This is a genomic window from Streptomyces sp. NBC_00597, from assembly GCF_041431095.1.
In the GTDB taxonomy this organism is placed as follows: Bacteria; Actinomycetota; Actinomycetes; order Streptomycetales; family Streptomycetaceae; genus Streptomyces.
The window spans coordinates 5,370,315-5,396,651 of the sequence record NZ_CP107757.1 but is presented as its reverse complement, the minus strand read 5'-3'; the positions used below and the strand labels follow the sequence as shown (position 1 = coordinate 5,396,651).

The following is a 26,337-nucleotide window of genomic DNA, read 5'->3' as shown; positions in this document are numbered from 1 at the left end:
TCACTTCGCCGCCTCCCCGTTCTTGGCCTCGACGGCCACTTCAGGCTTCGGGTCCTTCTGGTGTACGTCGGACATGGTGTGCTCCACCGCCGGGTTGACGATCTCCGTGAGCGGCTTCGGGTACACGCCCAGCGCGATCAGCAGCACGATCAGCGGGGCGACGACGAGCACCTCGCGCAGGCGCAGGTCCTGCATCGGGCGGACCTCCTCCTTCACGGGGCCGGTCATCGTGCGCTGGTAGAGCACCAGCGTGTAGAGCGCGGCCAGCACGATCCCGATGGTGGCGATGATGCCGATGACGGGGTAGCGGGCGAACGTGCCGACGAGGACCAGGAATTCACTGACGAACGGGGCCAGGCCCGGCAGTGACAGGGTGGCGAGGCCACCGATGAGGAAGGTGCCGGCCAGTACCGGGGCCACCTTCTGCACGCCGCCGTAGTCGGCGATCAGGCGGGAGCCGCGGCGCGAGATCAGGAAGCCGGCCACCAGCATCAGCGCGGCCGTGGAGAGCCCGTGGTTGACCATGTACAGCGTCGCGCCCGACTGCCCCTGGGAGGTCATCGCGAAGATGCCCATGATGATGAACCCGAAGTGGGAGATCGAGGCGTACGCGACCAGCCGCTTGATGTCGCGCTGCCCGACCGCGACCAGCGCGCCGTAGACGATGCTGATCAGGGCCAGGACGAGGATCGCCGGCGTGGCCCACTTGCTGGCGTCGGGGAACAGCCCGAGGCAGAAGCGGAGCATCGCGAAGGTGCCGACCTTGTCGACGACCGCGGTGATCAGTACGGCGACCGGGGCGGTGGACTCTCCCATCGCGTTCGGCAGCCAGGTGTGCAGCGGCCACAGCGGGGCCTTCACCGCGAAGGCGAAGAAGAAGCCGAGGAACAGCAGCCGCTCGGTGTTGGTCGCCATGTCGAGCGTGCCCGCGGCGCGGGCGGCGGCGATCTCCTGGAGCGAGAAGTTCCCGGCGACCACGTACAGCCCGATGACGGCGGCCAGCATGATCAGGCCGCCGACCAGGTTGTAGAGGAGGAACTTGACCGCCGCGTACGAGCGCTGCGCGGCCGCGTTCTCGTCGGTCCCGGAGTGGGCCCGGTCCCCGAAGCCGCCGATGAGGAAGTACATCGGGATCAGCATGGCTTCGAAGAAGATGTAGAAGAGGAAGACGTCGGTGGCCTCGAAGGAGATCACCACCATCGCCTCGACCAGCAGGATCAGGGCGAAGAAGCCCTGGGTGGGCCGCCAGCGCGAGTCCGCCGGAGACTCGGTCTCCAGCGGGTCGGCGTCGTGCCAGCCGGCCCCGATCACGAAGGGGATCAGCAGCGCGGTCAGCGCGATCAGGACGACCCCGATGCCGTCGACGCCGAGTTGGTAGCGGACGCCGAAGTCGGGGATCCAGGCGTGCGATTCGGTGAGCTGGTAGCGGGCGCCGCCGGGCTCGAAGCGGACCGCGACGAGCACGGCCAGGGCCAGGGTCGCCAGCGAGAAGAGCAGCGCCAGCCATTTGGCGGCGGTCCTGCGGGCGGCCGGGACGGCCGCCGTCAGGACGGCGCCGACCGCGGGGAGCGCGGCCGTCACCGTCAGAAGCGGGAAACTCATCTCACACCGCCCTCATCAGCAGGGTCGCGGCGATGAGGATCGCCGCGCCCCCGAACATCGAGACCGCGTAGCTGCGGGCGTAGCCGTTCTGCAGCTTGCGCAGCCGGCCCGAAGCGCCGCCGACCGTGGCGGCCGTCCCGTTGACCACTCCGTCGACCAGGGTGTGGTCGACGTACACGAGCGAGCGGGTCAGGTGCTCCCCGCCGCGCACCAGCACGACGTGGTTGAAGTCGTCCTGGTACAGGTCCCGGCGGGCCGCCCGGGTGGCCCAGCTGCCGCGCGGGGCGACCACCGGGACGGGCTTCCTGCCGTACTGGACGTAGGCGAGGCCCACGCCGATGAGCAGGACCACCACCGTCGAGGCGGTGATCGCGGCGGCTCCGATCGGCGGGTTCCCGTGCTCGAAGGAGGTGACGGGCTCCAACCACTTCACGAAGGACTCGTTGAAGCTGAACAGGGCACCTGCGAAGACCGATCCGAAGGCCAGCACGACCATCGGGAGGGTCATGGACTTCGGGGACTCGTGCGGGTGCGGCTCGTGGCCTTCAGCGTCCGGCTGCCAGCGCTTCTCACCGAAGAAGGTCAGGAGCATCACGCGGGTCATGTAGAACGCGGTGACGGCCGCGCCCAGCAGGGTGACCGCTCCGAGGATCCAGCCCTCGGTGCCGCCCTTCGCGAAGGCCGCCTCGATGATCTTGTCCTTGGACCAGAAGCCGGACAGGCCCGGGAAGCCGATGATGGCGAGGTAGCCGAGGCCGAAGGTGACGAAGGTGACCGGCATGAACCGGCGCAGGCCGCCGTAGCGCCGCATGTCCACCTCGTCGTTCATCCCGTGCATCACGGAACCCGCGCCGAGGAAGAGGCCGGCCTTGAAGAAGCCGTGCGTCACCAGGTGCATGATCGCGAAGGCGTAACCGATGGGGCCGAGGCCCGCGGCCAGGATCATGTACCCGATCTGCGACATCGTCGAGCCGGCGAGGGCCTTCTTGATGTCGTCCTTCGCGCAACCGACGATCGCACCGAAGAGGAGCGTGACCCCGCCGACCACGACGACCGCGGTCTGCGCGTCCGGCGCGGCGTTGAAGACCGCCCCGGAGCGGGTGATGAGGTAGACGCCGGCGGTGACCATGGTCGCCGCGTGGATCAGGGCCGAGACCGGGGTCGGGCCCTCCATCGCGTCGCCGAGCCAGGACTGCAGCGGCACCTGGGCCGACTTGCCGCACGCGGCGAGCAGCAGCATCAGGGCGATCGCCGTCAGCTTGCCCTCGGTGGCGTTCCCCACGGAGGCGAAGACCGGTCCGAAGGCGAAGGTCCCGAAGGTGGTGAACAGCAGCATGATCGCGATCGACAGGCCCATGTCGCCGACCCGGTTGACCAGGAAGGCCTTCTTCGCGGCGGTCGCCGCGCTGGGCTTGTGCTGCCAGAAGCCGATGAGCAGGTACGAGGCGAGGCCGACGCCCTCCCACCCGACGTACAGCAGCAGGTAGTTGTCGGCGAGGACCAGCAGCAGCATCGCGGCGAGGAACAGGTTGAGGTAGCCGAAGAAGCGGCGGCGGCGCTCGTCGTGCTCCATGTACCCGATCGAGTACACGTGGATGAGCGTGCCCACTCCGGTGATCAGCAGGACGAACGTCATCGACAGCTGGTCCAGCTGGAAGGCGACGTCCGCCTGGAAGTTCTCGACCGGGATCCAGGTGTACAGCTTCTGGTACAGCGTCCGGTCGTCGGCGCTGCGTCCGAGCATGTCCGCGAACAGGGCCACGCCGATGCCGAAGGAGGCGGCGGCGAGCAGGGTGCCGAGCCAGTGCCCGGCCTTGTCGAGGCGCCGGCCGCCGCACAGCAGCACCGCCGCTCCGAGCAGGGGCGCCGCGATCAGCAGCCCAATCAGATTCTCCACTGTGAGCGCCCCTTACAGCTTCATCAGGCTGGCGTCGTCGACCGAGGCCGAGTGGCGGGTACGGAACAGCGACACGATGATCGCGAGGCCCACCACGACCTCCGCAGCGGCGACGACCATCGTGAAGAAGGCGATGATCTGGCCGTCGAGGTTGCCGTGCATCCGGGAGAAGGTCACGAAGGCGAGGTTGCAGGCGTTGAGCATCAGCTCGATGCACATGAACAGCACGATCGCGTTCTTCCGGATCAGTACTCCGGCGGCGCCGATGGTGAACAGCAGCGCCGACAGGTACAGGTAGTTGACCGGGTTCACTTCGAGGCCTCCTCACGGCCGAGCCGCTCGGCCGACCGCTGCTCCAGCGCCTTCAAGTCCTCCAGTGCCTCGTCCGACACGTCCCGGACCTGGCCGCGGGCGCGCAGCGTCTTGCTGACGGTCAGCTCGGACGGGGTGCCGTCCGGCAGCAGACCGGCGACGTCCACCGCGTTGTGCCGGGCGTACACGCCGGGCGCGGGCAGCGGCGGGAGCTGGACGCCCTCGCGGACGCGCCGCTCGGCGAGCTCGCGCTGGGTGGCGGCCCGCTCGGTGCGCTCGCGGTGGGTGAGGACCATCGCTCCGACGGCTGCGGTGATCAGCAGCGCGCCGGTGATCTCGAAGGCGAACACGTACTTGGTGAAGATCAGCGTGGCCAGCCCCTCGACGTGCCCGGCGGAGTTGGTCCGGCCGAGTCCGTTGAAGTGGCTGAGGTGGGCGTTGGCGAGGCCGGCGATGAGCAGGACGCCGAAGCCGAGCCCGCACAGGGCGGCCATCCAGCGCTGCCCCTTCAGGGTCTCCTTGAGGGAGTCGGCGGCGGTGACGCCGACCAGCATGACCACGAAGAGGAAGAGCATCATGATCGCGCCGGTGTAGACGATGACCTGGACCACGCCGAGGAAGTACGCACCATTGGCGAGGTAGAAGACCGCCAGGATGATCATCGTCCCGGCCAGGCTCAGGGCGCTGTGTACGGCCTTCTTCATCAGGATCGTGGACAGCGCCCCGATGACGGCGACGGTGGCGAGGACCCAGAACTGGACCGCTTCGCCCGTGGAGGTCGAGGTGGCCGCTGCGAGGGCGCTCATGCCTGCACCTCCTCGGCGTCGGGCGCGGCCCCGGTCTCGCCCTTGGAGACCGCCACCTGCCGGACGGTCCCGGGAGCCGCCCCGGTGACCAGACCGCGGTAGTAGTCCTGCTCGTCGGTGCCCGGGAAGATCGAGTGCGGCGACTCCACCATGCCCTCGGTCAGGCCCGCGAGCAGCTGCTCCTTCGTGTAGATGAGGGATTCGCGGCTGGAGTCGGCCAGTTCGAACTCGTTCGTCATCGTCAACGCCCGCGTCGGGCAGGCCTCGATGCACAGCCCGCACAGGATGCAGCGGGCGTAGTTGATCTGGTAGACCCGGCCGTACCGCTCGCCCGGGGAGTAGCGCTCCTCGTCGGTGTTGTCCGCGCCCTCCACGTAGATGGCGTCGGCGGGACAGGCCCAGGCGCACAGTTCGCACCCGATGCACTTCTCCAGACCGTCCGGGTGCCGGTTCAGCTGGTGCCGTCCGTGGAAGCGCGGGGCGGTGGTCTTCTGCTGCTCGGGGTACTGCTCGGTGAGGCGCTTCTTGAACATGGCCTTGAAGGTCACGCCGAAGCCGGCCACCGGGTTCTGCCACTTCTCGTTCTGCTCCGGTTCAGGCATTCTCAGCACCCTCCTCTCGGTCACTGTCGGTATTCGTCCCGCCACTGACGATCAGCTCCCGCTCCCGGCGGGGCCGCCTGCGCGGTACGGGTGCCAGCTGCTGGCCGGGCTTGGGCGGTACGGGGAATCCGCCCGCCAGCGGGTCGAAGGGCGCGTCCGCGGCGGCCTCGCCGGCCTGTTCGGCGGCCGCCTTCTCCTTGCGGTCGCGGAACAGGTCCGCGACGAAGGACAGCAGCAGGATCGCGACGACCGCGCCGCCGACGTACAGGACGATCTCCGAGAAGTCGTAGCGCTCGTTGCGCAGCGCCCGGACGGTCGCGACCAGCATCAGCCAGAGCACGGAGACCGGGATCAGGACCTTCCAGCCGAGCTTCATCAGTTGGTCGTAGCGCACGCGGGGCAGCGTGCCGCGCAGCCAGATGAAGAAGAACAGCAGCAGCTGGACCTTGATGACGAACCAGAGCATCGGCCACCAGCCGTGGTTCGCGCCCTCCCAGTACGTGGAGATCGGCGCGGGGGCGCGCCAGCCGCCGAGGAAGAGGGTGACCGAGACCGCCGAGACGGTGACCATGTTGACGTACTCGGCCAGCATGAACAGCGCGAACTTGATGGAGGAGTACTCGGTGTTGAAGCCGCCGACGAGGTCGCCCTCGGACTCCGGCATGTCGAACGGCGCCCGGTTCGTCTCGCCGACCATGGTGATGACGTAGATGATGAACGACACCGGCAGCAGCACGATGTACCAGCGGTCGGCCTGCGCCTCGACGATCGCCGAGGTCGACATCGACCCGGAGTAGAGGAAGACGGAGGCGAAGGCCGCGCCCATCGCGATCTCGTACGAGATCATCTGCGCGCAGGAACGCAGGCCGCCGAGCAGTGGGTACGTCGAGCCCGAGGACCAGCCTGCCAGGACGATGCCGTAGATGCCGACGGAGGCGACCGCGAGGATGTAGAGCATCGCGATCGGCAGGTCGGTGAGCTGCATCGTGGTGCGCTGGCCGAAGATCGAGACCTCGTCGTCGGCCGGGCCGAAGGGGATCACCGCGATGGCCATGAAGGCCGGGATCGCCGCGATGATCGGGGCCAGGACGTACACCACCTTGTCGGCCCGCTTGACGATGATGTCTTCCTTGAGCATGAGCTTCACGCCGTCGGCGAGCGACTGGAGCATGCCCCAGGGGCCGTGCCGGTTGGGGCCGATGCGCAGCTGCATCCAGGCGACGACCTTGCGCTCCCACACGATGGAGAAGAGCACGGTCACCATCAGGAAGGCGAAGCAGAACACCGCCTTGATGAGGACCAGCCACCACACGTCGCGGCCGAACAGGCTCAGGTCCTCGGCCGCGAGGACGTGCGGCTGCGACTGGGCCGCGATCTGGGCGAGGTGGTTCACCATGCTCGCACCTCCCTTACGGGGGCCGGAGCTTCGCCCGGCCGAAGGACATGGGTCAGCGACGCCGAGTGCCGCAGCGCGGTCGCGTTCACGGCCGCACCTCCGCGTCCTCGTCGGCCGCCGGGCCGACCCCGGCCGGGCCGATCCGTACGAGGGTGCCCGGGCGGGCCCCGGTGTCGGCGAGCACGCCGTGCCCGGTGGAGTTCAGCGGGAGCCAGACCACCCGGTCGGGCATCTCGGTGATCCGTAGCGGGAGTTCCACGGCGCCGGCCGGGCCGGTCACCGCGAGGACGTCACCGTCCTTGACGCCGGTCTCGGCGGCCGTGGCGGCCGAGAGCCGGGCGCTCGCCTCGTGCCGGGTGCCGGCGAGGGCGTCGTCGCCCTCCTGGAGCCGACCCTGGTCGAGGAGGAGCCGGTGGCCCGCGAGGACGGCCTCGCCCGCTCCGGGGCGGGGCGGCGGCATGGTGTCCGCGGACTGCTCGGCGGCGCGTTCACCGGTCCACGGGCCGAGCGCGTCGAGCTCGCGGCGTACGGCGTGTACGTCGGGCAGCGCGATCGGCCGGTCGGCCGCGTCGGCCAGCATGTGCAGCACGCGGGCGTCGGCGGGGGCGAGCGGGCGGGTCATCTGTTCGGGCTTGAGCGCGGCCTCGAACGGCCGGACCCTGCCCTCCCAGTTGATGAACGCGCCCGCCTTCTCGGCGACGGCGGCGACCGGGAAGACCACGTCCGCGTGGTCGGTGACCTGGCCGGGCCGCAGTTCCAGCGAGACGACGAAGGCCTCCTGGAGGGCGACGAGCGCGCGGGCCGGGTCCGGCAGGTCGGCGACCTCGACGCCGGCGACCAGCAGGGCGGAGAGCTCGCGGCCGGCGGCCGCCTCGACGATCTGGCCGGTGTCGCGGCCGTAGCGGTGCGGGAGTTCGTCCAGCCCCCACGCGGTGGCGACCTCGTCGCGGGCCCGCGGGTCGGTGGCCGGCCGGGCCCCCGGCAGCAGGGACGGCAGCGCGCCCGCCTCGACGGCGGCCCGCTCCCCGGCCCGGCGCGGGATCCACACCAGCTGCGCGCCGGTGGCGGCGGCGGCCCGTACGGCGGCGGTCAGCGCGCCGGGCACGCCGGCCAGGCGCTCCCCGAGGACGATGACCGCGCCGCTGCGGCGCAGCGCGTCGGCGGCCCCGGACCCGCCGGCCTCCAGCCCGGTCCGGGAGGCCAGCGCGTCGAGCCATTCGGGCTCGGTGCCGGGCGCGGCGGCCAGCAGGGTGCCTCCGGCCTTCTCCAGGCCGCGGGTGGCGAACGGGGCGAGGGCGAAGGTCCGCTGCTTGTGCTTGCGGTGGGCCTTGCGCAGCCGCAGGAAGACGCCGGGGGCCTCTTCCTCCGACTCGATGCCGACGAGCAGGACGGCGGGCGCGGCCTCCAGCGCGGAGTACGTCACCCCCTTGCCGTCGAGGTCCTTGCCGGTGCCGGCGACGGTGGCCGCGAGGAAATCGGTCTCCTCCGCGCTGTGGATCCGGGCCCGGAAGTCGATGTCGTTGGTGTCGAGGACCACCCGCGCGAACTTGGCGTACGCGTAGGCGTCCTCGACGGTGAGCCGACCGCCGGTCAGCACCCCTGCCCGGCCGCGCGCGGCGGCGAGCCCGGCGGCCGCGGCCTCCAGGGCCTCGGGCCAGCTCGCCGGGGCGAGGACCCCGTCGGTGCCGCGCACCAGCGGGGTGGTCAGCCGGTCCGGGCGCTGCGCGTAGCGGAACCCGAAGCGGCCCTTGTCGCAGATCCACTCCTCGTTGACCTCGGGGTCCTCGGCGGCCATCCGGCGCAGCACCTTGCCGCGGCGGTGGTCGGTCCGGGTCGCGCAGCCGCCCGCGCAGTGCTCGCACACGCTCGGGGAGGAGACGAGGTCGAACGGGCGGGAGCGGAACCGGTACGCGGCCGAGGTGAGAGCGCCGACGGGGCAGATCTGGATGGTGTTGCCGGAGAAGTACGACTCGAAGGGGTCTCCCTCGCCGGTGCCGATCTGCTGGAGCGCCCCGCGTTCGAGCATCTCGATCATCGGGTCGCCCGCGACCTGCGTGGAGAAGCGGGTGCAGCGCGCGCACAGCACGCACCGCTCGCGGTCCAACAGCACCTGCGTGGAGATCGGAACGGGCTTCTCGTAGGTGCGCTTCTTGCCATCGAAACGCGAGTCGCTCTGACCGTGGGACATCGCCTGGTTCTGCAGGGGGCACTCGCCGCCCTTGTCGCAGACCGGGCAGTCCAGCGGGTGGTTGATGAGCAGCAGCTCCATCACGCCGCGCTGGGACTTCTCGGCGACCGGGGAGGTCAGCTGCGTCTTGACGACCATGCCGTCGGTGCAGGTGATGGTGCAGGAGGCCATCGGCTTGCGCTGGCCCTCGATCTCGACGATGCACTGGCGGCAGGCGCCGACCGGGTCGAGCAGGGGGTGGTCGCAGAACCGGGGGATCTCGATGCCGATCTGTTCGGCGGCCCGGATGACCAGGGTCCCCTTGGGCACCGACAGTTCGACGCCGTCGATGGTCAGGGAGACCAGGTCTTCGGGGGGTACGGCGGCCTCTCCGCCACCGGTCGGAGCATTAGTGGTGACGGTCATGCGTTCACCTCCGTGTCAGCCCAGAGGGTCGACTTCCTGGGGTCGAAGGGGCAGCCCTTGCCCGTGATGTGCTGCTCGTACTCCGCGCGGAAGTACTTGAGCGAGGAGAAGATGGGGCTGGCGGCGCCGTCGCCGAGCGCGCAGAACGACTTTCCGTTGATGTTGTCGGCGATGTCGTTCAGCTTGTCGAGGTCCGACATGACGCCCTCGCCGGCTTCGATGTCGCGGAGCAACTGGACCAGCCAGTAGGTGCCTTCGCGGCAGGGGGTGCACTTGCCACAGGACTCGTGCGCGTAGAACTCGGTCCAGCGGGTGACGGCCCGCACCACGCAGGTCGTCTCGTCGAAGCACTGGAGCGCCTTGGTGCCGAGCATGGAGCCGGCCGCACCGACGCCCTCGTAGTCCAGCGGCACGTCCAGGTGCTCGTCCGTGAACATCGGGGTGGAGGAGCCGCCCGGGGTCCAGAACTTCAGCCGGTGCCCGGGCCGCATCCCGCCGCTCATGTCGAGCAGCTGGCGCAGGGTGATGCCGAGGGGGGCCTCGTACTGGCCGGGGCCGGCGACGTGCCCGGAGAGCGAGTACAGGGTGAAGCCGGGGGACTTCTCGGTCCCCATCGCCTTGAACCAGTCCTTGCCCCGGTTCAGGATCGCGGGAACCGAGGCGATGGATTCGACGTTGTTGACGACAGTGGGGCACGCGTAGAGCCCCTCGACGGCAGGGAAGGGGGGACGCAGCCGGGGCTGGCCGCGCCGGCCTTCGAGGGAGTCGAGGAGTGCCGTCTCCTCACCGCAGATGTACGCGCCCGCTCCCGCGTGCACCGTGATGTCGAGCTTCAGTCCGCTCCCGAGAACGTTCTCCCCGAGGTAGCCGGCGTCGTACGCCTCGCGCACCGCCTCGTGCAGGCGCCGCAGCACCGGCACGACCTCGCCGCGCAGGTAGATGAAGGCGTGCTCCGACCGGATCGCGTAGCAGGCAATGATCATTCCCTCGATGAGGGAGTGCGGGTTGGCGAAGAGAAGGGGGATGTCCTTGCAGGTTCCCGGCTCCGACTCGTCCGCGTTCACGACGAGGTAGTGCGGCTTTCCGTCGCCCTGCGGAATGAACTGCCACTTCATTCCGGTGGGGAAGCCCGCGCCGCCGCGGCCGCGCAGACCGGAGTCCTTCACGTATGCGATGAGGTCGTCCGGGGTCATCGCGAGTGCCTTGCGCAGGCCCTCGTACCCGTCGTGCCGCCGGTAGGTCTCCAGCGTCCATGACTGCGGCTCGTCCCAGAACGCCGACAGCACGGGCGCCAGCAGCTTCTCCGGCGCACCGTTCTCATGCATTTCGGCAGTCACCGTCATCACTCCCCCTCCTCGGTGGCAGCCTCGGCCTCACCACGCGGGTGCACGACCTTGCCGAGCTGCGGGGTCTCGCCGCGTGCGATGCGCAGGCCGATCAGGGAGGCGGGGCCGGCGCCGCCGCTCGCCTCGACCGCGCCCTCGCGCTCGTCCGGGAAGCCGGCCAGGATCCGGGCGGTCTCCTTGTACGTGCACAGCGGCGCGCCCCGGGTCGGCGCGACGGGTCGGCCCGCGATCAGGTCGTCGACCATGGCCTTGGCGGAGTCGGGGGTCTGGTTGTCGAAGAACTCCCAGTTGACCATCACCACGGGGGCGTAGTCGCAGGCCGCGTTGCACTCGATGTGCTCCAGCGTCACCTTGCCGTCGGGGGTGGTCTCGTTGTTGCCGACCCCGAGGTGCGCCTTGAGCTCGTCGAAGATCGCGTCGCCACCCATGACCGCGCACAGGGTGTTCGTGCATACGCCGACCTGGTAGTCGCCGGAGGGGCGCCGCCGGTACATCGTGTAGAAGGTGGCGACGGCGGTGACCTCGGCGGTGGTCAGGCCCAGCACCTCGGCGCAGAACCGGATGCCGGTCCGCGAGACGTGGCCTTCCTCCGCCTGCGTCAGGTGCAGCAGCGGCAGCAGCGCGGAGCGGCTGTCGGGGTAGCGGGCGATGACCTCGGCGGCATCGGCTTCGAGCCGGGCGCGCACGTCGGCCGGGAAGTCGGGGGCCGGCAGCTGGGGCATGCCCAGGGACAGGGGGGCCTGGGGGGTGTCCCCTCCAGAAAACTCAGTGGTCATCGGTCGACGCCTCCCATCACGGGGTCGATGGAGGCGACGGCGACGATGACGTCGGCGACCTGGCCGCCCTCGCACATCGCGGCCATGGCCTGCAGGTTGGTGAAGGACGGGTCGCGGAAGTGGACCCGGTAGGGGCGGGTGCCCCCGTCGGAGACGACGTGGACGCCGAGTTCGCCCTTGGGGGACTCGACGGCCGCGTACACCTGCCCGGCCGGTACCCGGAAGCCCTCGGTCACCAGCTTGAAGTGGTGGATGAGGGCTTCCATGGAGGTGCCCATGATGTTCTTGATGTGGTCGAGCGAGTTGCCGAGGCCGTCCGGGCCCATCGCCAGCTGCGCCGGCCAGGCGATCTTCTTGTCGGCGACCATGACCGGGCCCGGCTCCAGCCGTTCCAGGCACTGCTCGACGATCCGCAGGGACTGGCGCATCTCCTCCAGGCGGACCAGGAACCGCCCGTACGAGTCGCAGGTCTCGGTGGTCGGCACGTCGAACTCGTAGGTCTCGTAGCCGCAGTACGGGTCCGCCTTGCGCAGGTCGTGCGGCAGGCCGGCGGAGCGCAGGATCGGGCCGGTGGCGCCCAGCGCCATGCAGCCGGTGAGGTCGAGGTAGCCGACGTCCTGCATGCGGGCCTTGAAGATGGGGTTGCCGGTGGCGAGCTTGTCGTACTCCGGCAGGTTCTTCTTCATGGTCTTGAGGAAGTCGCGCAGCTGGTCCACGGCGCCCGGGGGCAGGTCCTGGGCGAGGCCTCCGGGGCGGACGAACGCGTGGTTCATGCGCAGGCCGGTGATCAGCTCGAAGATGTCGAGGATCAGCTCGCGGTCCCGGAAGCCGTAGATCATGATCGTGGTCGCGCCCAGCTCCATGCCGCCGGTGGCGATGCACACCAGGTGGGAGGAGAGCCGGTTGAGCTCCATCAGCAGGACGCGGATGACGGTGGCGCGGTCCGGGATCTGGTCGGTGATGCCGAGCAGCTTCTCGACGCCGAGGCAGTACGCCGTCTCGTTGAAGAACGGCGTCAGGTAGTCCATGCGCGTCACGAAGGTGGTGCCCTGCGTCCAGTTCCGGAATTCGAGGTTCTTCTCGATGCCGGTGTGCAGGTAGCCGATGCCGCAGCGGGCCTCGGTGACCGTCTCGCCGTCGATCTCCAGGATCAGGCGGAGCACGCCGTGGGTGGACGGGTGCTGCGGGCCCATGTTGACGACGATCCGCTCGTCGTCGGCCTTGGCCGCGGACTGGACGATCTCGTCCCAGTCGCCGCCGGTGACGGTGTAGACGGTGCCCTCTGTGGTTTCCCGGGAGGCCGCGTGGTTCGAGGTGTTGGACATCAGCTGTACGACCTCCGCTGGTCGGGAGCCGGGATCTGGGCACCCTTGTACTCGACGGGGATGCCGCCGAGCGGGTAGTCCTTGCGCTGCGGGAAGCCCTGCCAGTCGTCCGGCATCATGATCCGGGTGAGGGCCGGGTGCCCGTCGAAGACCAGGCCGAAGAAGTCGTAGGTCTCGCGCTCGTGCCAGTCGTTCGTCGGGTAGACGGAGACGAGCGACGGGACGTGGCGGTCGGCGTCCGGGGCCGACACCTCCAAGCGCAGCACGCGGCCGTGGGTGATCGAGCGCAGGTGGTAGACGGCGTGCAGCTCGCGGCTCTTGTCGTCGGGGAAGTGCACCCCGCTGACGCCGGTGCAGAGCTCGAAGCGCAGGGCGGGGTCGTCGCGCAGGGTGCCGGCCACCCGGAGCAGGTGCTCGCGGGCGATGTGGAGCGTCAGCTCGCCCCGGTCGACGACGACCTTCTCAATCGCGTTCTCGGGAAGCAGGTCCTGCTCCTCCAGCGCTCCTTCGAGTTCGTCCACGACCTCGTCGAAGTAGGAGCCGTAGGGGCGGTGGCTCGCTCCGGGCATCGCGACGGTGCGGACGAGGCCGCCGTAGCCACTGGTGTCGCCGCCGCCCCGGGCTCCGAACATGCCCTTGCGGACGCCGATGACCTCGGGGCCGCCGGCGGAGTCCCGGGGGGCAGGAACGTTGTTCCCGTTGTCTGGGGAGGTCTGGCTCACCGCAGGAGCCCCTTCATCTCGATGGTGGGGAGGGCCTTGAGGGCCGCCGCCTCCGCCTCGCGCGCCGCCTCTTCCTGGTTCACGCCGAGCTTTCCGCCCTGGATCTTCTGGTGGAGCTTGAGGATCGCGTCGATCAGCATCTCGGGGCGCGGCGGGCAGCCGGGGAGATAGATGTCCACCGGGACGATGTGGTCGACGCCCTGGACAATCGCGTAGTTATTGAACATTCCGCCTGAAGATGCACAAACCCCCATGGAGATGACCCATTTGGGAGCGGGCATCTGGTCGTACACCTGCCGCAGCACCGGCGCCATCTTCTGACTGACCCGCCCGGCCACGATCATCAGATCGGCCTGGCGCGGGGAGCCGCGGAAGACCTCCATGCCGAAGCGGGCCAGGTCGTACCGGCCCGCTCCGGTGGTCATCATCTCGATGGCGCAGCAGGCCAGGCCGAAGGTCGCGGGGAACACGGATGACTTGCGCACCCAACCCGCGGCCTGTTCGACGGTGGTCAGCAGAAAGCCGCTCGGCAGCTTCTCTTCCAGTCCCATGGGAAATTCAGCCCCTCAGTCCCATTCCAGGCCGCCGCGGCGCCACACGTAGGCGTAGGCGACGAAGACGGTGAGCACGAAGAGCAGCATCTCGACGAGCCCGAAGATCCCCAGGGAGTCGAAGGTGACGGCCCAGGGGTAGAGGAAGACAACTTCGATGTCGAAGACGATGAAGAGCATCGCCGTCAGGTAGTACTTGATGGGGAAGCGACCGCCGCCGGCCGGCGTGGGCGTCGGCTCGATGCCGCACTCGTACGCCTCAAGCTTCGCCCGGTTGTACCGTTTTGGGCCGATCAGCGTGGCCATGACCACGGAGAAGATCGCAAACCCTGCGCCGAGGGCGCCGAGCACGAGGATGGGTGCGTATGCATTCACGCTCCTCGCTCCTTCCAGTCGTCCTTGACCGTTGGACCGCTGTGCCGGCACCGAGCGAGCCGCCCCGCGAAGATCGCCCAACTTCGAGAGATCGCATGTGAGGCAGTTCACAAGCCGGACTGGTGCGCATCTTATGCCCGGTGGTCTGTGATCTGCGACACGGGTAACAACAACGAGTTTGTGATCTCCACCACCTGACGAACGATCATGAAGTCAGATGAGCTGTGATCTTCATACGCGAAGCATCCACATGATCACCAAAGGTGACATCCACCCCCGTTACCGCAGGTAGAAGGGGGGTGGCACTATCAAACGATTCCCAGTGCAGGCAAATTTGCGAGATCAAGCCTTGCACGGTAAAGGGAAGTCGCCGTCGCTCGGCCGAGGGAACCCCCGGGGACGGGAATGGACGGAGTGAACGGGGGCAGTCGGGGACGTGACTGCGTGCACATGTTCACGAGCGCCGACGCCGCCCACGCGGCAAGTTCACGGCAAGGTCACGGACGGGCCACAGCGCCCTCACGGCGAGACGTTCCTGTGACCTGCGTCACACCGAATTTTCGGTTCCGAAAGAGGGCTTGGCCATCTGTGCACCGGGATGGTAGTCCGTGGATCATTTCGGACTAATTACTGAAACCCCTTGATCACAGCCCTGTGACGGCGTGTCCGATTCGCCCGTTACGGCGTCAATAAGACGCGCGGCGCGCCCGGTTAGCTCACTTTTCGCGCAACTGTGGCGCAGACCACGTTTCTTGATGGGAACCCGGACCCCCTGATAGCGGTTGTCCTCATGTCCCACACCGCTCACATACCCAGCCACCGGAAGCCCCGCCGCTCCGCCTCGAAGCTCGCGGTCCGCGCCGGAGTTGCCGGTGGCGTCCTCAGCACCCTGGCGATGGCCGGCACGGCGAGCGCGTCCCCGTCCGAGCCCGTGACCGAGACGACGCTCGAAATGCCGGTCCTGAACCTGGACCTGGCCGCCGAGGTCTCCTCCGCCGTCACCACCGCCGCCGAGAACACGGCCGCCGCCGCCGTCACCGGCGAACTGCGCACTCAGGAGGAGCAGGCCCGTACGGGCGCTGCCGCCGAGGCGAAGAAGGCCAAGGAAGACGCCGAGAAGGCCGACGCCGAGAAGAAGGCGAAGGCGGAGGCGGACCGCAAGGCCGCGGCCGAGCGCGCCACCCGCAGCTCCGACCGCACCTCGCTGCAGAGCGCCTCCGCCTCCGGGTCCGGCGAGCTGGGCTCGGGCACCGTCACCGCCCCGGCGACCGGCTCCGCCGCCGCCATCGTGAACTTCGCCCGTGCGCAGGTCGGCAAGGCGTACGTCAGCGGTGGGACCGGCCCGTCCTCGTTCGACTGCTCCGGCCTCGTCCAGGCCGCCTACCGCCAGGCCGGCATCTCGCTGCCCCGCGTGTCCCAGGACCAGTCCGCGGCGGGCAGCTCGGTGTCCCTGAGCTCCCTGAAGCCGGGCGACATCCTGTACTGGGGCTCCCGCGGCAACGCCTACCACGTCGCCATCTACGTCGGCGGCGGCAAGTTCGTGGGCGCCCAGAACCCCAGCACGGGCATCGTCGAGCGCTCCCTGAGCTACGACCCGCCGACGGGCGCCGTCCGCGTCCTCTGAGGCTCCCAGGGGCCTCTGAAGCCCCTCCAGGCACGGCGAAGGGCCGGCACTCCCCCGCTCGGGGCGGAGTGCCGGCCCTTCGCCGTGCCTGCGCGCCGAGCCCACCCGCCGTGGCTCGCGCTGTGCCCACCCGCTCGCGGGGTTGTTCACCGGGCTGCTGGCGGGTCTTCATCCCGCCTGGCGGGCGGCCCGTGTGGAACCGGCCGAGGCCTTGAGAAGATGGCGGGGGTGCTGCGGACAGATGCAGCCCGGGAGGTGGTGGACCGTGATCGGCAGGGCGTACGAGGAGCACGGCTCCGGCGGGGGAACCGTCGACCCCACCGCTACACCGGCCGCCACCGGGCTCTTCCTGCTCGCCGTCGGCGGCTGGCTGCTGAACACCGCCCGCCCGTGGCACAAACCCGGACATCCCGTCATCCTGGGGCTCGGCTGGGCCGTTGCGCTCACGCTGCTGCTGTGGGGCCTGGTCCTGCTGGCCCGCTGCGTGCGCACCGTCCACGGCGCGGCGGAGCCCGCCCCGTACGAAGGCTCCGGTGACGACGGAGCGGACCGAACCGGCGAGACCCCGGCCCGACCCGCCTCGTAACGCCACCCGTCAGGCCTTCGGGGCCACCTTGGTTCCACCGGGGTAACCATCGGACGAGAAATTTCCTACCAGCGGTGTTACGTTTTAGGTATGAGCAGCCACGTAGCGCCCCAGGCCGCCGAGCGGGCCGGTAAGAGATCCGTGTCGCTCGCACAGTCGTTGATCAAGGAAGTCGAGGAGCGCACCGGCAAGAACGGGTTCTCCTCCGTCGTGGCCGAAGCCCTGGAGGAATGGCTCGCCGCGCAGAAGCTCCGTGAGGTCGTGGCCGCCGACCGCAAGGCGTTCGGCCCCGTCTCCGCCGAAGCGCGGCGGCAGGCGGAACAGGAGTGGTAAGCAAGCGCCTCAAGATCAAAGCCAAGAGCGAGGGCACGCTCGTCCTGGACGCCCAGGGGCTTTCGCTTCACGTCGACGGCGACGAGGGGATGCGTGCGCGCATCGAGGTCGCTCAGCAGAGCGGCAGACGCGTGGCGCTGTCCGCACTGACGCCCTTGGAGGTGCGCCGAACAGGAGAAGCCGCCAAGCGACTCCGGTTCCTGCTGTCCCGGTTCGACGTGAAACCGGTCAACGACGCGGTGACAGACGCCGCAGCGAAGCTGCTGGATACCTCGGGCCTTGACGGGCACGAATGCCTCGTGGACGCACTCGTGGTGGCCACCGCCGCGCTCTGCCCGCCCCCGGTACTCCTCGTCACCTCCGACAAGTCGCACATCCCGGCGCTGTGCAAGGCCGCCGAGGAGCTTCCCGGCTCGCCGAAGGTGAAGATCGTCAACGTCTGACGGCCAAACGTCAGGAGCCGGGCCGCTCAACTACCCAACGAGCGGCCCGGCCTTGAATGATCAGGCTTTTGGAGCCACCTTGGAGAGGCCGTTGATGATGCGGTCCATCGCGTCGCCGCCCGCCGGGTCGGTCAGGTTGGCCAGCATCTTCAGGGTGAACCGCATCAGCACCGGGTGCGTCAGGCCGCGCTGGGTGGCGACCTTCATCACCTTCGGGTTGCCGATCAGCTTCACGAAGGCGCGGCCCAGCGAGTAGTAGCCGCCGTAGGTCTCCTTGAGCACCTTCGGGTAGTTGTGCAGGGCCAGCTCGCGCTGCGCCGGCGTGGACCGGGCGTGCGCCTGCACGATGACGTCGGCCGCGATCTGGCCCGACTCCATCGCGTAGGCGATGCCCTCGCCGTTGAACGGGTTGACGAGGCCGCCCGCGTCACCGACGAGCAGCAGGCCCTTGGTGTAGTGCGGCTGCCGGTTGAAGGCCATCGGCAGGGCCGCGCCGCGGATCGGCTGCGTCATGTTCTCGGGGGTGTAGCCCCAGTCCTCCGGCATGGACGCGCACCAGGCCTTGAGGACCTCGCGCCAGTCCAGCTCCCGGAAGGCGGAGGAGGAGTTGAGGATGCCGAGACCGACGTTGGACGTGCCGTCGCCCATGCCGAAGATCCAGCCGTAGCCGGGCAGCAGCCGGTCCTGGGCTCCGCGCCGGTCCCACAGTTCCAGCCAGGACTCCAGGTAGTCGTCGTCGTGGCGCGGGGAGGTGAAGTACGTCCGCACGGCCACGCCCATCGGCCGGTCCTCGCGCCGGTGCAGGCCCATCGCGAGGGACAGCCTGGAGGAGTTGCCGTCGGCGGCGACGACGAGGGGCGCGCTGAAGGTGACCGGGATCTTCTCCTCGCCGAGCTTGGCCTGCACGCCCGTGATGTGGCCGGTCCGCGGATCCCGCACCGGCTCGCCGACGTTGCACCGCTCGTACAGGCGGGCGCCGGCCTTCTGGGCCTGGCGGGCCAGGGTCTCGTCGAAGTCGTCGCGCTTGCGGACGAGTCCGTAGTCGGGGAAGGAGGCGAGTTCCGGCCAGTCCAGCTGGAGCCGCTGGCCGCCACCGATGATCCGCAGGCCCTTGTTGCGCAGCCAGCCGGCCTCTTCGGAGATGTCGATGCCCATCGCCACCAGCTGCTTGGTGGCGCGCGGGGTCAGACCGTCGCCGCAGACCTTCTCGCGCGGGAACGCCGTCTTCTCCAGCAGCAGGACGTCGAGTCCCGCCTTGGCGAGGTAGTAGGCGGTGGTCGAGCCGGCGGGTCCGGCCCCGACGACGATCACATCCGCGGAGTGTTCGGAGAGGGGCTCGGTCACTGCGGGGTCTCCCGAAGGCTCGATAAAGGGTGCCCAACGGCACAGGACATGTGCAGTCTATGCAGCGAGAGAGATCACGAACCCGAAGGGCTGCCCGATGACCACCTCGCTCCCCGCCGTAGAGCTGCGCGTGCCCACCCACGAGGATGCGCGGGCCTGGCACGGGGTCTTCGACGACCCCGACGTGATGGAGTTCCTCGGCGGTCCCGCCGAGCTGTCCCTGTACGAGGAGTTCACCGCGCGGCAGCGGATGCACGATGCGCAGCTCGGCTACTGCCTCTGGACGCTGCTGGACGCGCAGGGCGCGGTGATCGGGTTCACCGGCGCGCAGCCGTGGCCGCGGGAGAAGGAATGGGGGCCGGTCGGGGAGGTAGAGATCGGCTGGCGGCTGGGTCGCTCCGCCTGGGGCAAGGGGTACGCGTATGCCGCGGCGCTGGCGACGCTGGAACGCGTACGGGCGGCCGGGGTGCCGCGGGTGGTGGCGATGATCAACGACGAGAACCAGCGGTCGATCGCGGTCGCGGAACGGCTGGGCATGACCCTGGCGTCCCGCTTCCTCCTCCCGAACGGCCAGAAGTACGGCCGCCGCTACGAACTCACCCTCCAGCCCGACTAGCCCCGGGCCCGCCCGCACGCAGCGCCGTTGGCGGGGTCCGGCCCCCCAACACCCCCCGGGCGGAGCCCGGTGGGCGGGAGGGGCGGGGAGGGGCGGCCCCGCGCAGCGGCCGTGCGCACCGGCCCCGGCCACTGCCGCCGGCCCCGCCCCGGCCCGATGGACGGAGTCCGGCGCAACGGCGCAACGGCGCGAAGCCGGGAAGGCGGGAAGGCGCCCCGGCGCCGAGGCGTGCGAGCGGCGCGTCAGAAGACCGAGAGGCCCGTCAGGGTGGTGAAGCGGTCCAGGGCGGCCGCGGCCGCGACCGAGTTGCCGTGGGGGTCCAGGCCCGGGCTCCAGGCGGCCAGCGTGCACCGTCCCGGGACGACCGCCACGATCCCGCCGCCCACGCCGCTCTTGCCCGGCAGGCCCACCCGGTAGGCGAACTCTCCGGCCGCGTCGTACGTCCCGCAGGTCAGCATCACCGCGTTGACCTGCTTCGCCTCGCTCCGCGTCAGCAGCCGCGAGCCGTCCGCGCGCAGCCCGTGCCGGGCCAGGAACCGCGCCGCCCGTGCCAGGTCGGCGCAGCTCATCTCGATGGAGCACTGCCAGAAGTAGTGGTCGAGCAGCGTCGGCACGGGGTTGTCGATGTTCCCGTAGGAAGCCATGAAGTGCGCGAGCGCGGCGTTGCGGTCGCCGTGCTCCTGCTCGGACGCGGCGACTTCCGCGTCGAAGCCGAGGTCCGGGTTGCCGCTTTCCTGCCGCAGGAACTCCAGCAGCTCGCTGCTCGCGTCGCCCGTCAGTGTCTGCAGCCGGTCGGTGACGACGAGCGCGCCCGCGTTGATGAACGGATTGCGCGGAATGCCGTTCTCGTACTCCAGCTGCACGAGGGAGTTGAACGGGTTGCCCGACGGCTCCCGCCCGACCCGCTCCCACAGGCTGTCGCCGCCCTCGGCCAGTGCCAGGGCCAGGGCGAACACCTTGGTGATCGACTGCGTGGAGAACGGCACCTGCCAGTCCCCCACCCCGTACACGTTGCCGTCGAGATCGGCGACGGCCATGCCGAACTGCCCGGCGTCCACGGACGCGAGCGCCGGGATGTACTCGGCGGGCGTACCGCTGCCCACCAAGGGGGCGATGTCCGCCGCGATCCGCTCCAGCAGCTCCTGGTAGTCCACCGGGCCCGCGCTCCCTAGGCCTTGGAGCCGCGGTGCAGCGCGACGATGCCGCCGCTCAGGTTGCGCCAGGCGACCTTGGACCAGCCGGCCTTCTGCAGCAGCGCGGCCAGCGCCGGCTGGTCCGGCCATTCGCGGATCGACTCGGCGAGGTACACGTAGGCATCGGGGTTGGAGGACACGGCGCGGGCCACCGGCGGCAGGGCGCGCATCAGGTACTCGGTGTAGACCGTGCGGAACGGCGCCCAGGTGGGCTGCGAGAACTCGCAGATGACGACCTGGCCGCCGGGCTTGGTCACCCGGTACAGCTCGCTCAGCGCGGCGTCGGTGTCCTGGACGTTGCGCAGGCCGAAGGAGATCGTCACGGTGTCGAAGACGTCGTCCTTGAACGGCAGCTTCGTCGCGTCGCCCGCGGTCAGCGGCAGCCAGGAGTGGCGCTTCTTGCCCTCGCGGAGCATGCCGAGGGAGAAGTCGCAGGGGACGACGTACGCGCCGGTCGCGGCGAACGGCAGCGAGGACGTCGCGGTTCCGGCGGCCAGGTCCAGCACCTTGTGTCCGGGGCGCGCGCCGACCGCCTTGGCGACCTCCTTGCGCCACAGGCGGGCCTGTCCGAGGGAGAGGACGTCGTTGGTGAGGTCGTAGTTCGCCGCCACACCGTCGAACATGGAGGCGACTTCGTGCGGCTGCTTGTCCAGGGAAGCCCTTGTCACTGGCGTTCGCCCCTTGGTGTGCGATGCGGATCGGCGGTCTGCGGACCATCCTCTCAGGCCTGGCCCGCCGCCCGGCCCGGGGCCCGCTACCGGGCGGTGCGCAGGGGCGGGGCAGCGGTGCGCAGCGGTGGGGCAGCGGTGCGCACAACTGGCCCGATGGACAGTTACGCGGAGCCCGCGGAGCCGCGTTGACTGGCCGGAACGGTCCGACAAGGACCGCCGAAACACGATATTCCCGAACAAAGGGCTCCACGATGCCGGCAGGCCAATCCATCGGTCGAGGCCGTTCCACCGGCCGCGGTTCCCCCCTCGGCCCGCGCGCCCGGCGCCGGGCCGAGCGGCGAAAGCGGCTCCGCCGTACGTTCCTCGGCTCGGCGGCGCTGGTCGCCGCCCTGGCGACCGCGTACGCGGTGGTGCCGCTGGACGACGCCGAGTCCGTCTCCGACAGCGTGGCCGCGCCGCCCGCCGCGCCGCCCGACCGGGACGCCGCCGTTCCGTCCCCTTCGGGTTCCTCCGGCTCCCCCCAGGCCGGCCCGTCCTCCGCCCCGCCGGCGAAGCCGGGCACCGCGGACGCGAAGCCGGGCGGCGGCTCCGGTTCCGCGGTGCCGCAGTCCGGGCCGGGGGTGTTCGCGGCCTCTTCCCGTTCCGGGCAGGCGCAGGGCAAGGGGACCGTCCGCAAGTGGCGGATCGAGGTCGAGGAGGGCAGCGGGGTGGACGCCGACACCGCCGCGCACGCCGTGGAGAAGATCCTCGGGGACCCGCGGGGCTGGATCAAGGACCCGGCGTACGGCTTCCAGCTCGTCGGCACCGGCCAGCCGGTGGACTTCACCGTGAAGATCGCCACACCCACGACGACCGACCGGCTGTGCGAGGTGGTCACCCCGGAACTGATCGGTGAGACGAACTGCCGGGCCGGTCACACGGTCGTGGTCAACCTCAAGCGCTGGCTGGAGGGATCACCGCAGTTCAAGGGTGCCGTGGAGGAGTACCGGGCGCTGATCGTCAATCACGAGGTGGGCCACGAAATAGGCCACGACCACGAGACCTGCCCGGGCCCCGGAAAGCCCGCTCCGGCGATGATGCAGCAGATCAAGGGGCTGCTCGGCTGCGAGGCCAACGCCTGGCCGTTCGACGGAAATGGAACCTACCTGTCGGGACCACCCGTCCCTTAAGGCACAGGGAGCGCCGATGTGTTGACCAGCGCATCGGCCGGTGCCGAGGAGTGGAACCATGAATGTCGTCAGATTCAGCGTCCCCGCCTGGTTTCCGCCCCGTACGGGGGAGGAGCTGCGGCGGGAGGTCCAGCTCACCGAGCAGGAGTCGACCGTGTTCCTGTGCCTTGCGACCGGCGCCTCGAACGCGGAACTCGCCGGGGAGCTGCAACTGTCCGTCAGCACGGTCAAGTTCCACGTCCACAACATCCGGGCGAAGCTGGGCGGCATAAGCCGCCTCCAGGCCTGTCTCCTGGCCGCCCTGGCCCGAGAGGGCGTCAGGACCTAGCGGCGGCGGTGCAGGAGACGGCCTGCGATCACGGTGGCCACGCAGGTGGTGGCGCCCTGCTTCAGGAGCGCTTCGGCGTCGGGGGCCGCGAAGACCGCGAAACGGGCCGGGGTGCCCGGCTCCAAGGTGCCGAAGAAGGCCTGTTCGGCCGTGTCGCGGCCGGCGAAGGGGTCCAGGGACGGCAGGTCCGGGGACGGCAGGTCCGGGGGCGTCGCGGCCGCGGGCGGGAGGAGCGTGAGGCCCGAGCGGATCACTGCCGTCCGCACGGACGGGACCGTGAGCCGCCCGGTCACCGCCACGACCCCGCGGGCCAGTAGCTTCTGCGTGGCCCGGCGGGCGCTGTTGCCCCAGCGGGACTCGGTCATCGACAGGCCGGCCAGCGCCTCGGCCCCGCTGATGGGGTCCGCGCCGAGCTCGGCGGTCTCGTACGGGTCGTCCGGGTAGTACGTGCGCTCCAGGAGCTCGTCCGCCCCGCGTACGAGCAGCCCCGGCGTCAGTACGCCGGGCCAGCGCCGGACCCGGGCGTGCGGCCAGGCCGCGCCGAGCTCCTCGTACGGGCCCACGCGGCTGATCCGGTCCCCGTCGACGAGGACCGCCCCGCCGGGCAGCGGCGCGGCCCCTGGTCCGGCGACGAGGAGATCGGCGGTGTGAAGCGTCAGCACCGGGCCTCAGTTCGTCGGGATGAGCTTCAGCTCGGGGTGCGCCGTGCCGCCCTCGATCGCCGTGGACGAGATGTGCGAGACCACGCGGTCGTCGACGGGGTCGTTCGCCGGGTCTTCGTGCACGGCGAGGTGCTCGTACGTCGTCGCGCGCTGCGCGGGGACGCGGCCCGCCTTGCGGATCAGGTCGATGATCTCCTGCCGGTTCGACCGGTGCTTGGCTCCGGCCGAGGAGACCACGTTCTCCTCCAGCATGATCGAGCCGAGGTCGTCCGCGCCGTAGTGCAGCGAGAGCTGGCCGGCCTCCTTGCCCACGGTGAGCCAGGAGCCCTGGATGTGGGCGATGTTGTCGAGGAAGAGCCGCGCGATCGCGATCATCCGCAGGTACTCGAAGACCGTCGCCTGGGTCCGGCCCTTGAGGTGGTTGTTCTCGGGCTGGTACGTGTACGGGATGAAGGCGCGGAAGCCGCCCGTGCGGTCCTGCGTGTCGCGGATCATCGCGATGTGTTCGATGCGTTCGGCGTTGGTCTCGCCGGTGCCCATCAGCATGGTGGAGGTGGATTCCACGCCCAGCCCGTGGGCGATCTCCATGATCTCCAGCCAGCGCTCGCCGGATTCCTTCAGCGGGGCGATCGCCTTGCGCGGCCGCTCCGGCAGGAGTTCGGCGCCGGCGCCCGCGAAGGAGTCCAGGCCGGCCGCGTGGATGCGGCGGATGGCCTCCTCGGCGCTCACGCCCGAGATCCGGGCCATGTGGTCGACCTCGGACGCGCCGAGGGAGTGGATGACCAGCTGCGGGAACGCCTTCTTGATGGCGGAGAAGTGCTCCTCGTAGTACTCCACGCCGTAGTCGGGGTGGTGTCCGCCCTGGAACATGATCTGCGTGCCGCCGAGCTCGACGGTCTCCGCGCAGCGGCGCAGGATGTCGTCGAGGTCGCGGGACCAGCCCTTCTTGGTGTCCTTGGGGGCCGCGTAGAAGGCGCAGAACTTGCACGCCGTGACGCACACGTTGGTGTAGTTGATGTTGCGCTCGATGATGTACGTCGCGATGTGCTCGGTGCCGGCGTAACGGCGGCGGCGCACCGCGTCGGCCGCCTGGCCGAGCGCGTGCAGCGGGGCGTGCCGGTAGAGGTCGAGCGCCTCTTCCTTGGTGATCCGGCCCCCTGCGGCGGCGCGGTCGAGGACAGACTGGAGAGCGGCCTGGTCGGTCACCGGTGCGTCACCTTTCGGCGGTGTGTCAAGAGGTACGGACCGATCCAGCCTACGCCAGGGCCCGGCCTCGGATTTCAGGGGATGCGGGTGAGGTCGCCCTCGGGGTTTCCGGCCGGGACGTCGCCCGACTTGTAGTGGAGCGTCCCGTCGGCGTTGAGGGTGAAACGCTCGTTGGCGGACCCGTTGGAGCAGATGCCGGGGGCCGGGTTGGGGCCGCCCGTGGTGTTCAGGACGAGGGAGCGGTCGGTGGCGGAGGCCAGCTTCCAGTCGCCGCTGCAGTCGGTACCGAGGACGGGGAGGATCGACTTGTCCCGGCCCACGACCTCGCCGACCCTGCCGGTCTTTATGGTGATCTCGAATTCGGCGGCGACGCCCGCGCGGGCGGTGGTGACCGTGCCCTTCCAGGTGCCGGTGAGCTCCTTGGGGACGTCTCCCCGGGTGCCGCTCGGTGTCGCTCCCGACGGTGCGGGGGTGGCCGCGGAGGCCGTGCCCGAGCCCTTCGGGGGTGTGGCAGCGGTGTGGTCCTGGTCGCCGCCGGTGCCCGGGAGCAGCCCGAGCCCGTACAGACCGCCGCCGGACAGTACGGCCAGGACGGCCGTCGCCGCGAGGACCAGCGAGCAGCTGAACCGCCGTCCGGCCGCGTTGAAGGTGACCTGGCGGGCCGCGTCGGGGGCGGTCCGCGGCTGCGGCACACCACCGCCGGAGGTCGCGGTGGGACTGCCGTGGACGGCGGCCGGCGGCGGCCCGTAGGGACCGTACGGGTTCTGCCCGTGGGCCGCGGCGAAGGAGCCGCTGCCCGGAGTCGTGAATCCGGCGCCGGGCTGCGTCCCGCCGGCCGGCACGGCCTGGCCGGCGTACAGGGGGGCCCGGCCGTACGAAGGGTCGGGCGCCCCGAACGAGCCTCCCGTGAACGACACCGGCCCGGACCCGGACTCCGCCGGACCCGACCCTCCCCCGGAGTGATCGGCCTCCAGGTCCAGCAGGGCGACCGCTGCGCGGCTGGCCTCTTCCACGAGGGGCGCGGGAAGCCAGCCGCGGGTGTGGAGGGCTCCGGCGAGGGTCTGCGCGATCGCCTCCGGGGCGGGCCGGTCGGCGGCCGTCTTGGCCAGGCAGGCCGCGATCAGCTCGCGCAGTCCGCCGGCCGGGACCGCGTCGAGGTCCGGCGGTTCGTGAACCACCTTGTAGAGGAGGGTCGCCGAGTTGTCCCCGGTGAACGGCGGCTGCCCGGTCGCCGCGTAGGCCAGCACCGCGCCGAGCGAGAACACGTCGGCGGCGCCGGTGATCCCCTTGCCGAGGATCTGCTCGGGGGACATGTAGCCGGGCGAGCCGATGGAGACGCCGGTGGAGGTGAGGGAGGCGGTCCCGTCGGTGGCCCGCGCGATGCCGAAGTCGATCAGTCGGGGGCCGTCGAGGCTCAGCATCACGTTCGACGGCTTCACGTCCCGGTGGACGAGGCCCAGCCCGTGGACGGCCACCAAGGCGCGGGCCAGGCCTTCTCCGACGGCCCGTACGGAGGCTTCGGGAAGGGGCCCGTGCGCGGCCACCGCGCCGCCCAGGGAGGGCCCCGCCACGTACCCGGTGGCCACCCACGGCACCGTCGCCTCCGGGTCGGCGTCCAGGACGGGCGCGGTCCACTCGCCGCCGACGCGCCGCGCGGCCTCGACCTCGCGGCGGAACCGGGCGCGGAACTCCTCGTCGGAGGCGAAGTGCGGGTGCACGATCTTGACGGCCACCGTCCGGCCGCCCGCGCTGCGGCCCAGGTAGACCCGTCCCATGCCGCCGGAGCCGAGCCGGCCGAGCAGCCGGTACGCGCCGATGGTCCGCGGTTCGCCTGCGTCGAGCGGCTGCATCGCGTCCCC

General features: G+C 70.4%; 26 protein-coding genes. 7 read left to right on the top strand and 19 right to left on the bottom strand.

Translation table 11 applies throughout. The annotated features are described in order from the left end of the window. From OG974_RS24535 to OG974_RS24475, 13 genes are all read right to left on the bottom strand, one after another. Positions 1 to 1,602, bottom strand: a complete 1,602-nt coding sequence (locus tag OG974_RS24535; RefSeq protein WP_327284835.1) for an NADH-quinone oxidoreductase subunit M — start codon at positions 1,600 to 1,602, stop codon at positions 1 to 3. Position 1,603: 1 nt separating this feature from the next. Further along, a complete protein-coding gene (gene nuoL, locus OG974_RS24530; RefSeq protein ID WP_327284834.1) occupies positions 1,604 to 3,499 on the bottom strand; it encodes an NADH-quinone oxidoreductase subunit L in 1,896 nt (631 codons plus the stop codon). 12 nt (positions 3,500 to 3,511) lie between these two features. Continuing rightward, positions 3,512 to 3,811 (bottom strand): NADH-quinone oxidoreductase subunit NuoK, encoded by a 300-nt coding sequence (gene nuoK / locus OG974_RS24525; protein ID WP_054223348.1) that lies wholly within the window; start codon positions 3,809 to 3,811, stop codon positions 3,512 to 3,514. Beyond that, entirely contained in the window at positions 3,808 to 4,617 is an 810-nt protein-coding gene (locus OG974_RS24520; RefSeq protein WP_327284833.1) for an NADH-quinone oxidoreductase subunit J, read from the bottom strand. Before OG974_RS24520 ends, nuoK begins: the two co-directional genes overlap by 4 nt. Next, positions 4,614 to 5,219, bottom strand: a complete 606-nt coding sequence (gene nuoI / locus OG974_RS24515) for an NADH-quinone oxidoreductase subunit NuoI (protein ID WP_327284832.1) — start codon at positions 5,217 to 5,219, stop codon at positions 4,614 to 4,616. Before nuoI ends, OG974_RS24520 begins: the two co-directional genes overlap by 4 nt. Then, positions 5,212 to 6,615, bottom strand: coding sequence for an NADH-quinone oxidoreductase subunit NuoH (gene nuoH / locus OG974_RS24510; protein WP_327284831.1), 1,404 nt, complete (start codon positions 6,613 to 6,615; stop codon positions 5,212 to 5,214). The genes nuoI and nuoH overlap by 8 nt, the downstream gene beginning before the upstream one ends. An 85-nt stretch (positions 6,616 to 6,700) precedes the next feature. Beyond that, entirely contained in the window at positions 6,701 to 9,208 is a 2,508-nt protein-coding gene (locus OG974_RS24505; RefSeq protein WP_328763367.1) for an NADH-quinone oxidoreductase subunit G, read from the bottom strand. Then, positions 9,205 to 10,554: an NADH-quinone oxidoreductase subunit NuoF gene (nuoF, locus tag OG974_RS24500; RefSeq protein ID WP_327284829.1), complete on the bottom strand. Its 1,350-nt coding sequence runs from the start codon at positions 10,552 to 10,554 to the stop codon at positions 9,205 to 9,207. The genes OG974_RS24505 and nuoF overlap by 4 nt, the downstream gene beginning before the upstream one ends. After that, entirely contained in the window at positions 10,551 to 11,330 is a 780-nt protein-coding gene (gene nuoE / locus OG974_RS24495; RefSeq protein WP_327284828.1) for an NADH-quinone oxidoreductase subunit NuoE, read from the bottom strand. The genes nuoF and nuoE overlap by 4 nt, the downstream gene beginning before the upstream one ends. Further along, a complete protein-coding gene (locus OG974_RS24490; RefSeq protein ID WP_327284827.1) occupies positions 11,327 to 12,655 on the bottom strand; it encodes an NADH-quinone oxidoreductase subunit D in 1,329 nt (442 codons plus the stop codon). Before OG974_RS24490 ends, nuoE begins: the two co-directional genes overlap by 4 nt. Continuing rightward, entirely contained in the window at positions 12,655 to 13,377 is a 723-nt protein-coding gene (locus tag OG974_RS24485) for an NADH-quinone oxidoreductase subunit C (RefSeq protein ID WP_327284826.1), read from the bottom strand. Before OG974_RS24485 ends, OG974_RS24490 begins: the two co-directional genes overlap by 1 nt. After that, complete coding sequence (locus OG974_RS24480; protein ID WP_327284825.1) at positions 13,374 to 13,928, bottom strand: NADH-quinone oxidoreductase subunit B family protein; 555 nt, start codon at positions 13,926 to 13,928, stop codon at positions 13,374 to 13,376. Before OG974_RS24480 ends, OG974_RS24485 begins: the two co-directional genes overlap by 4 nt. Positions 13,929 to 13,943: 15 nt before the next feature. Further along, entirely contained in the window at positions 13,944 to 14,303 is a 360-nt protein-coding gene (locus OG974_RS24475; protein WP_030028256.1) for an NADH-quinone oxidoreductase subunit A, read from the bottom strand. 790 nt (positions 14,304 to 15,093) lie between these two features. On the opposite strand from OG974_RS24475, the gene OG974_RS24470 reads away from it, so the two are divergent. The 4 genes from OG974_RS24470 to OG974_RS24455 all read left to right on the top strand — a co-directional run bounded on the left by OG974_RS24470 (position 15,094) and on the right by OG974_RS24455 (position 17,289). Next, a complete protein-coding gene (locus OG974_RS24470) occupies positions 15,094 to 15,927 on the top strand; it encodes a C40 family peptidase (protein WP_327284824.1) in 834 nt (277 codons plus the stop codon). Positions 15,928 to 16,192: 265 nt separating this feature from the next. After that, positions 16,193 to 16,513 carry a hypothetical protein gene (locus OG974_RS24465; protein ID WP_327284823.1) on the top strand — a complete coding sequence of 107 codons (321 nt, stop codon included), beginning with the start codon at positions 16,193 to 16,195 and terminating at the stop codon, positions 16,511 to 16,513. Between the two features lie 90 nt (positions 16,514 to 16,603). Further along, positions 16,604 to 16,846 carry a hypothetical protein gene (locus tag OG974_RS24460; RefSeq protein ID WP_327284822.1) on the top strand — a complete coding sequence of 81 codons (243 nt, stop codon included), beginning with the start codon at positions 16,604 to 16,606 and terminating at the stop codon, positions 16,844 to 16,846. After that, positions 16,840 to 17,289, top strand: coding sequence for a DNA-binding protein (locus OG974_RS24455; protein WP_327284821.1), 450 nt, complete (start codon positions 16,840 to 16,842; stop codon positions 17,287 to 17,289). Before OG974_RS24460 ends, OG974_RS24455 begins: the two co-directional genes overlap by 7 nt. Before the next feature lie 60 nt (positions 17,290 to 17,349). Here OG974_RS24455 and OG974_RS24450 read toward each other — a convergent pair whose 3' ends face one another. Continuing rightward, positions 17,350 to 18,633: a geranylgeranyl reductase family protein gene (locus OG974_RS24450; RefSeq protein WP_371644483.1), complete on the bottom strand. Its 1,284-nt coding sequence runs from the start codon at positions 18,631 to 18,633 to the stop codon at positions 17,350 to 17,352. Positions 18,634 to 18,730: 97 nt separating this feature from the next. On the opposite strand from OG974_RS24450, the gene OG974_RS24445 reads away from it, so the two are divergent. Further along, positions 18,731 to 19,249 carry a GNAT family N-acetyltransferase gene (locus OG974_RS24445; protein WP_327284819.1) on the top strand — a complete coding sequence of 173 codons (519 nt, stop codon included), beginning with the start codon at positions 18,731 to 18,733 and terminating at the stop codon, positions 19,247 to 19,249. Positions 19,250 to 19,491: 242 nt separating this feature from the next. Here OG974_RS24445 and OG974_RS24440 read toward each other — a convergent pair whose 3' ends face one another. Further along, positions 19,492 to 20,403 carry a glutaminase gene (locus tag OG974_RS24440; protein ID WP_371644481.1) on the bottom strand — a complete coding sequence of 304 codons (912 nt, stop codon included), beginning with the start codon at positions 20,401 to 20,403 and terminating at the stop codon, positions 19,492 to 19,494. A gap of 14 nt (positions 20,404 to 20,417) precedes the next feature. Next, positions 20,418 to 21,110: a demethylmenaquinone methyltransferase gene (locus OG974_RS24435; protein WP_327284817.1), complete on the bottom strand. Its 693-nt coding sequence runs from the start codon at positions 21,108 to 21,110 to the stop codon at positions 20,418 to 20,420. A gap of 254 nt (positions 21,111 to 21,364) precedes the next feature. On the opposite strand from OG974_RS24435, the gene OG974_RS24430 reads away from it, so the two are divergent. Both OG974_RS24430 and OG974_RS24425 read left to right on the top strand, forming a co-directional pair. Then, a complete protein-coding gene (locus OG974_RS24430; RefSeq protein ID WP_371644479.1) occupies positions 21,365 to 22,282 on the top strand; it encodes a DUF3152 domain-containing protein in 918 nt (305 codons plus the stop codon). Positions 22,283 to 22,340: 58 nt separating this feature from the next. After that, entirely contained in the window at positions 22,341 to 22,610 is a 270-nt protein-coding gene (locus OG974_RS24425) for a helix-turn-helix transcriptional regulator (RefSeq protein ID WP_327284815.1), read from the top strand. Here the strand turns inward: OG974_RS24425 and OG974_RS24420 are convergent. The 3 genes from OG974_RS24420 to OG974_RS24410 form a co-directional block, all read right to left on the bottom strand. Continuing rightward, positions 22,607 to 23,272 carry a hypothetical protein gene (locus tag OG974_RS24420; RefSeq protein ID WP_327284814.1) on the bottom strand — a complete coding sequence of 222 codons (666 nt, stop codon included), beginning with the start codon at positions 23,270 to 23,272 and terminating at the stop codon, positions 22,607 to 22,609. The genes OG974_RS24425 and OG974_RS24420 overlap by 4 nt on opposite strands. Before the next feature lie 6 nt (positions 23,273 to 23,278). Further along, entirely contained in the window at positions 23,279 to 24,478 is a 1,200-nt protein-coding gene (gene mqnC, locus OG974_RS24415; RefSeq protein WP_328763364.1) for a cyclic dehypoxanthinyl futalosine synthase, read from the bottom strand. 74 nt (positions 24,479 to 24,552) lie between these two features. After that, entirely contained in the window at positions 24,553 to 26,328 is a 1,776-nt protein-coding gene (locus tag OG974_RS24410; RefSeq protein ID WP_327284812.1) for a serine/threonine-protein kinase, read from the bottom strand. Positions 26,329 to 26,337 lie beyond the last annotated feature (9 nt).

Excerpts from the sequence above, each read along its gene's own strand:
- OG974_RS24535 (WP_327284835.1), bottom strand. The coding sequence starts at position 1,602 with ATGAGTTTCCCGCTTCTGACGGTGACGGCCGCGCTCCCCGCGGTCGGC.
- OG974_RS24520 (WP_327284833.1), bottom strand. The coding sequence starts at position 4,617 with ATGAGCGCCCTCGCAGCGGCCACCTCGACCTCCACGGGCGAAGCGGTC.
- nuoI (WP_327284832.1), bottom strand. The coding sequence starts at position 5,219 with ATGCCTGAACCGGAGCAGAACGAGAAGTGGCAGAACCCGGTGGCCGGC.
- nuoH (WP_327284831.1), bottom strand. The coding sequence starts at position 6,615 with ATGGTGAACCACCTCGCCCAGATCGCGGCCCAGTCGCAGCCGCACGTC.
- OG974_RS24505 (WP_328763367.1), bottom strand. The coding sequence starts at position 9,208 with ATGACCGTCACCACTAATGCTCCGACCGGTGGCGGAGAGGCCGCCGTA.
- nuoE (WP_327284828.1), bottom strand. The coding sequence starts at position 11,330 with ATGACCACTGAGTTTTCTGGAGGGGACACCCCCCAGGCCCCCCTGTCC.
- OG974_RS24490 (WP_327284827.1), bottom strand. The coding sequence starts at position 12,655 with ATGTCCAACACCTCGAACCACGCGGCCTCCCGGGAAACCACAGAGGGC.
- OG974_RS24480 (WP_327284825.1), bottom strand. The coding sequence starts at position 13,928 with ATGGGACTGGAAGAGAAGCTGCCGAGCGGCTTTCTGCTGACCACCGTC.
- OG974_RS24470 (WP_327284824.1), top strand. The coding sequence starts at position 15,094 with ATGTCCCACACCGCTCACATACCCAGCCACCGGAAGCCCCGCCGCTCC.
- OG974_RS24460 (WP_327284822.1), top strand. The coding sequence starts at position 16,604 with ATGAGCAGCCACGTAGCGCCCCAGGCCGCCGAGCGGGCCGGTAAGAGA.
- OG974_RS24445 (WP_327284819.1), top strand. The coding sequence starts at position 18,731 with ATGACCACCTCGCTCCCCGCCGTAGAGCTGCGCGTGCCCACCCACGAG.
- OG974_RS24430 (WP_371644479.1), top strand. The coding sequence starts at position 21,365 with ATGCCGGCAGGCCAATCCATCGGTCGAGGCCGTTCCACCGGCCGCGGT.
- OG974_RS24425 (WP_327284815.1), top strand. The coding sequence starts at position 22,341 with ATGAATGTCGTCAGATTCAGCGTCCCCGCCTGGTTTCCGCCCCGTACG.
- OG974_RS24410 (WP_327284812.1), bottom strand. The coding sequence starts at position 26,328 with ATGCAGCCGCTCGACGCAGGCGAACCGCGGACCATCGGCGCGTACCGG.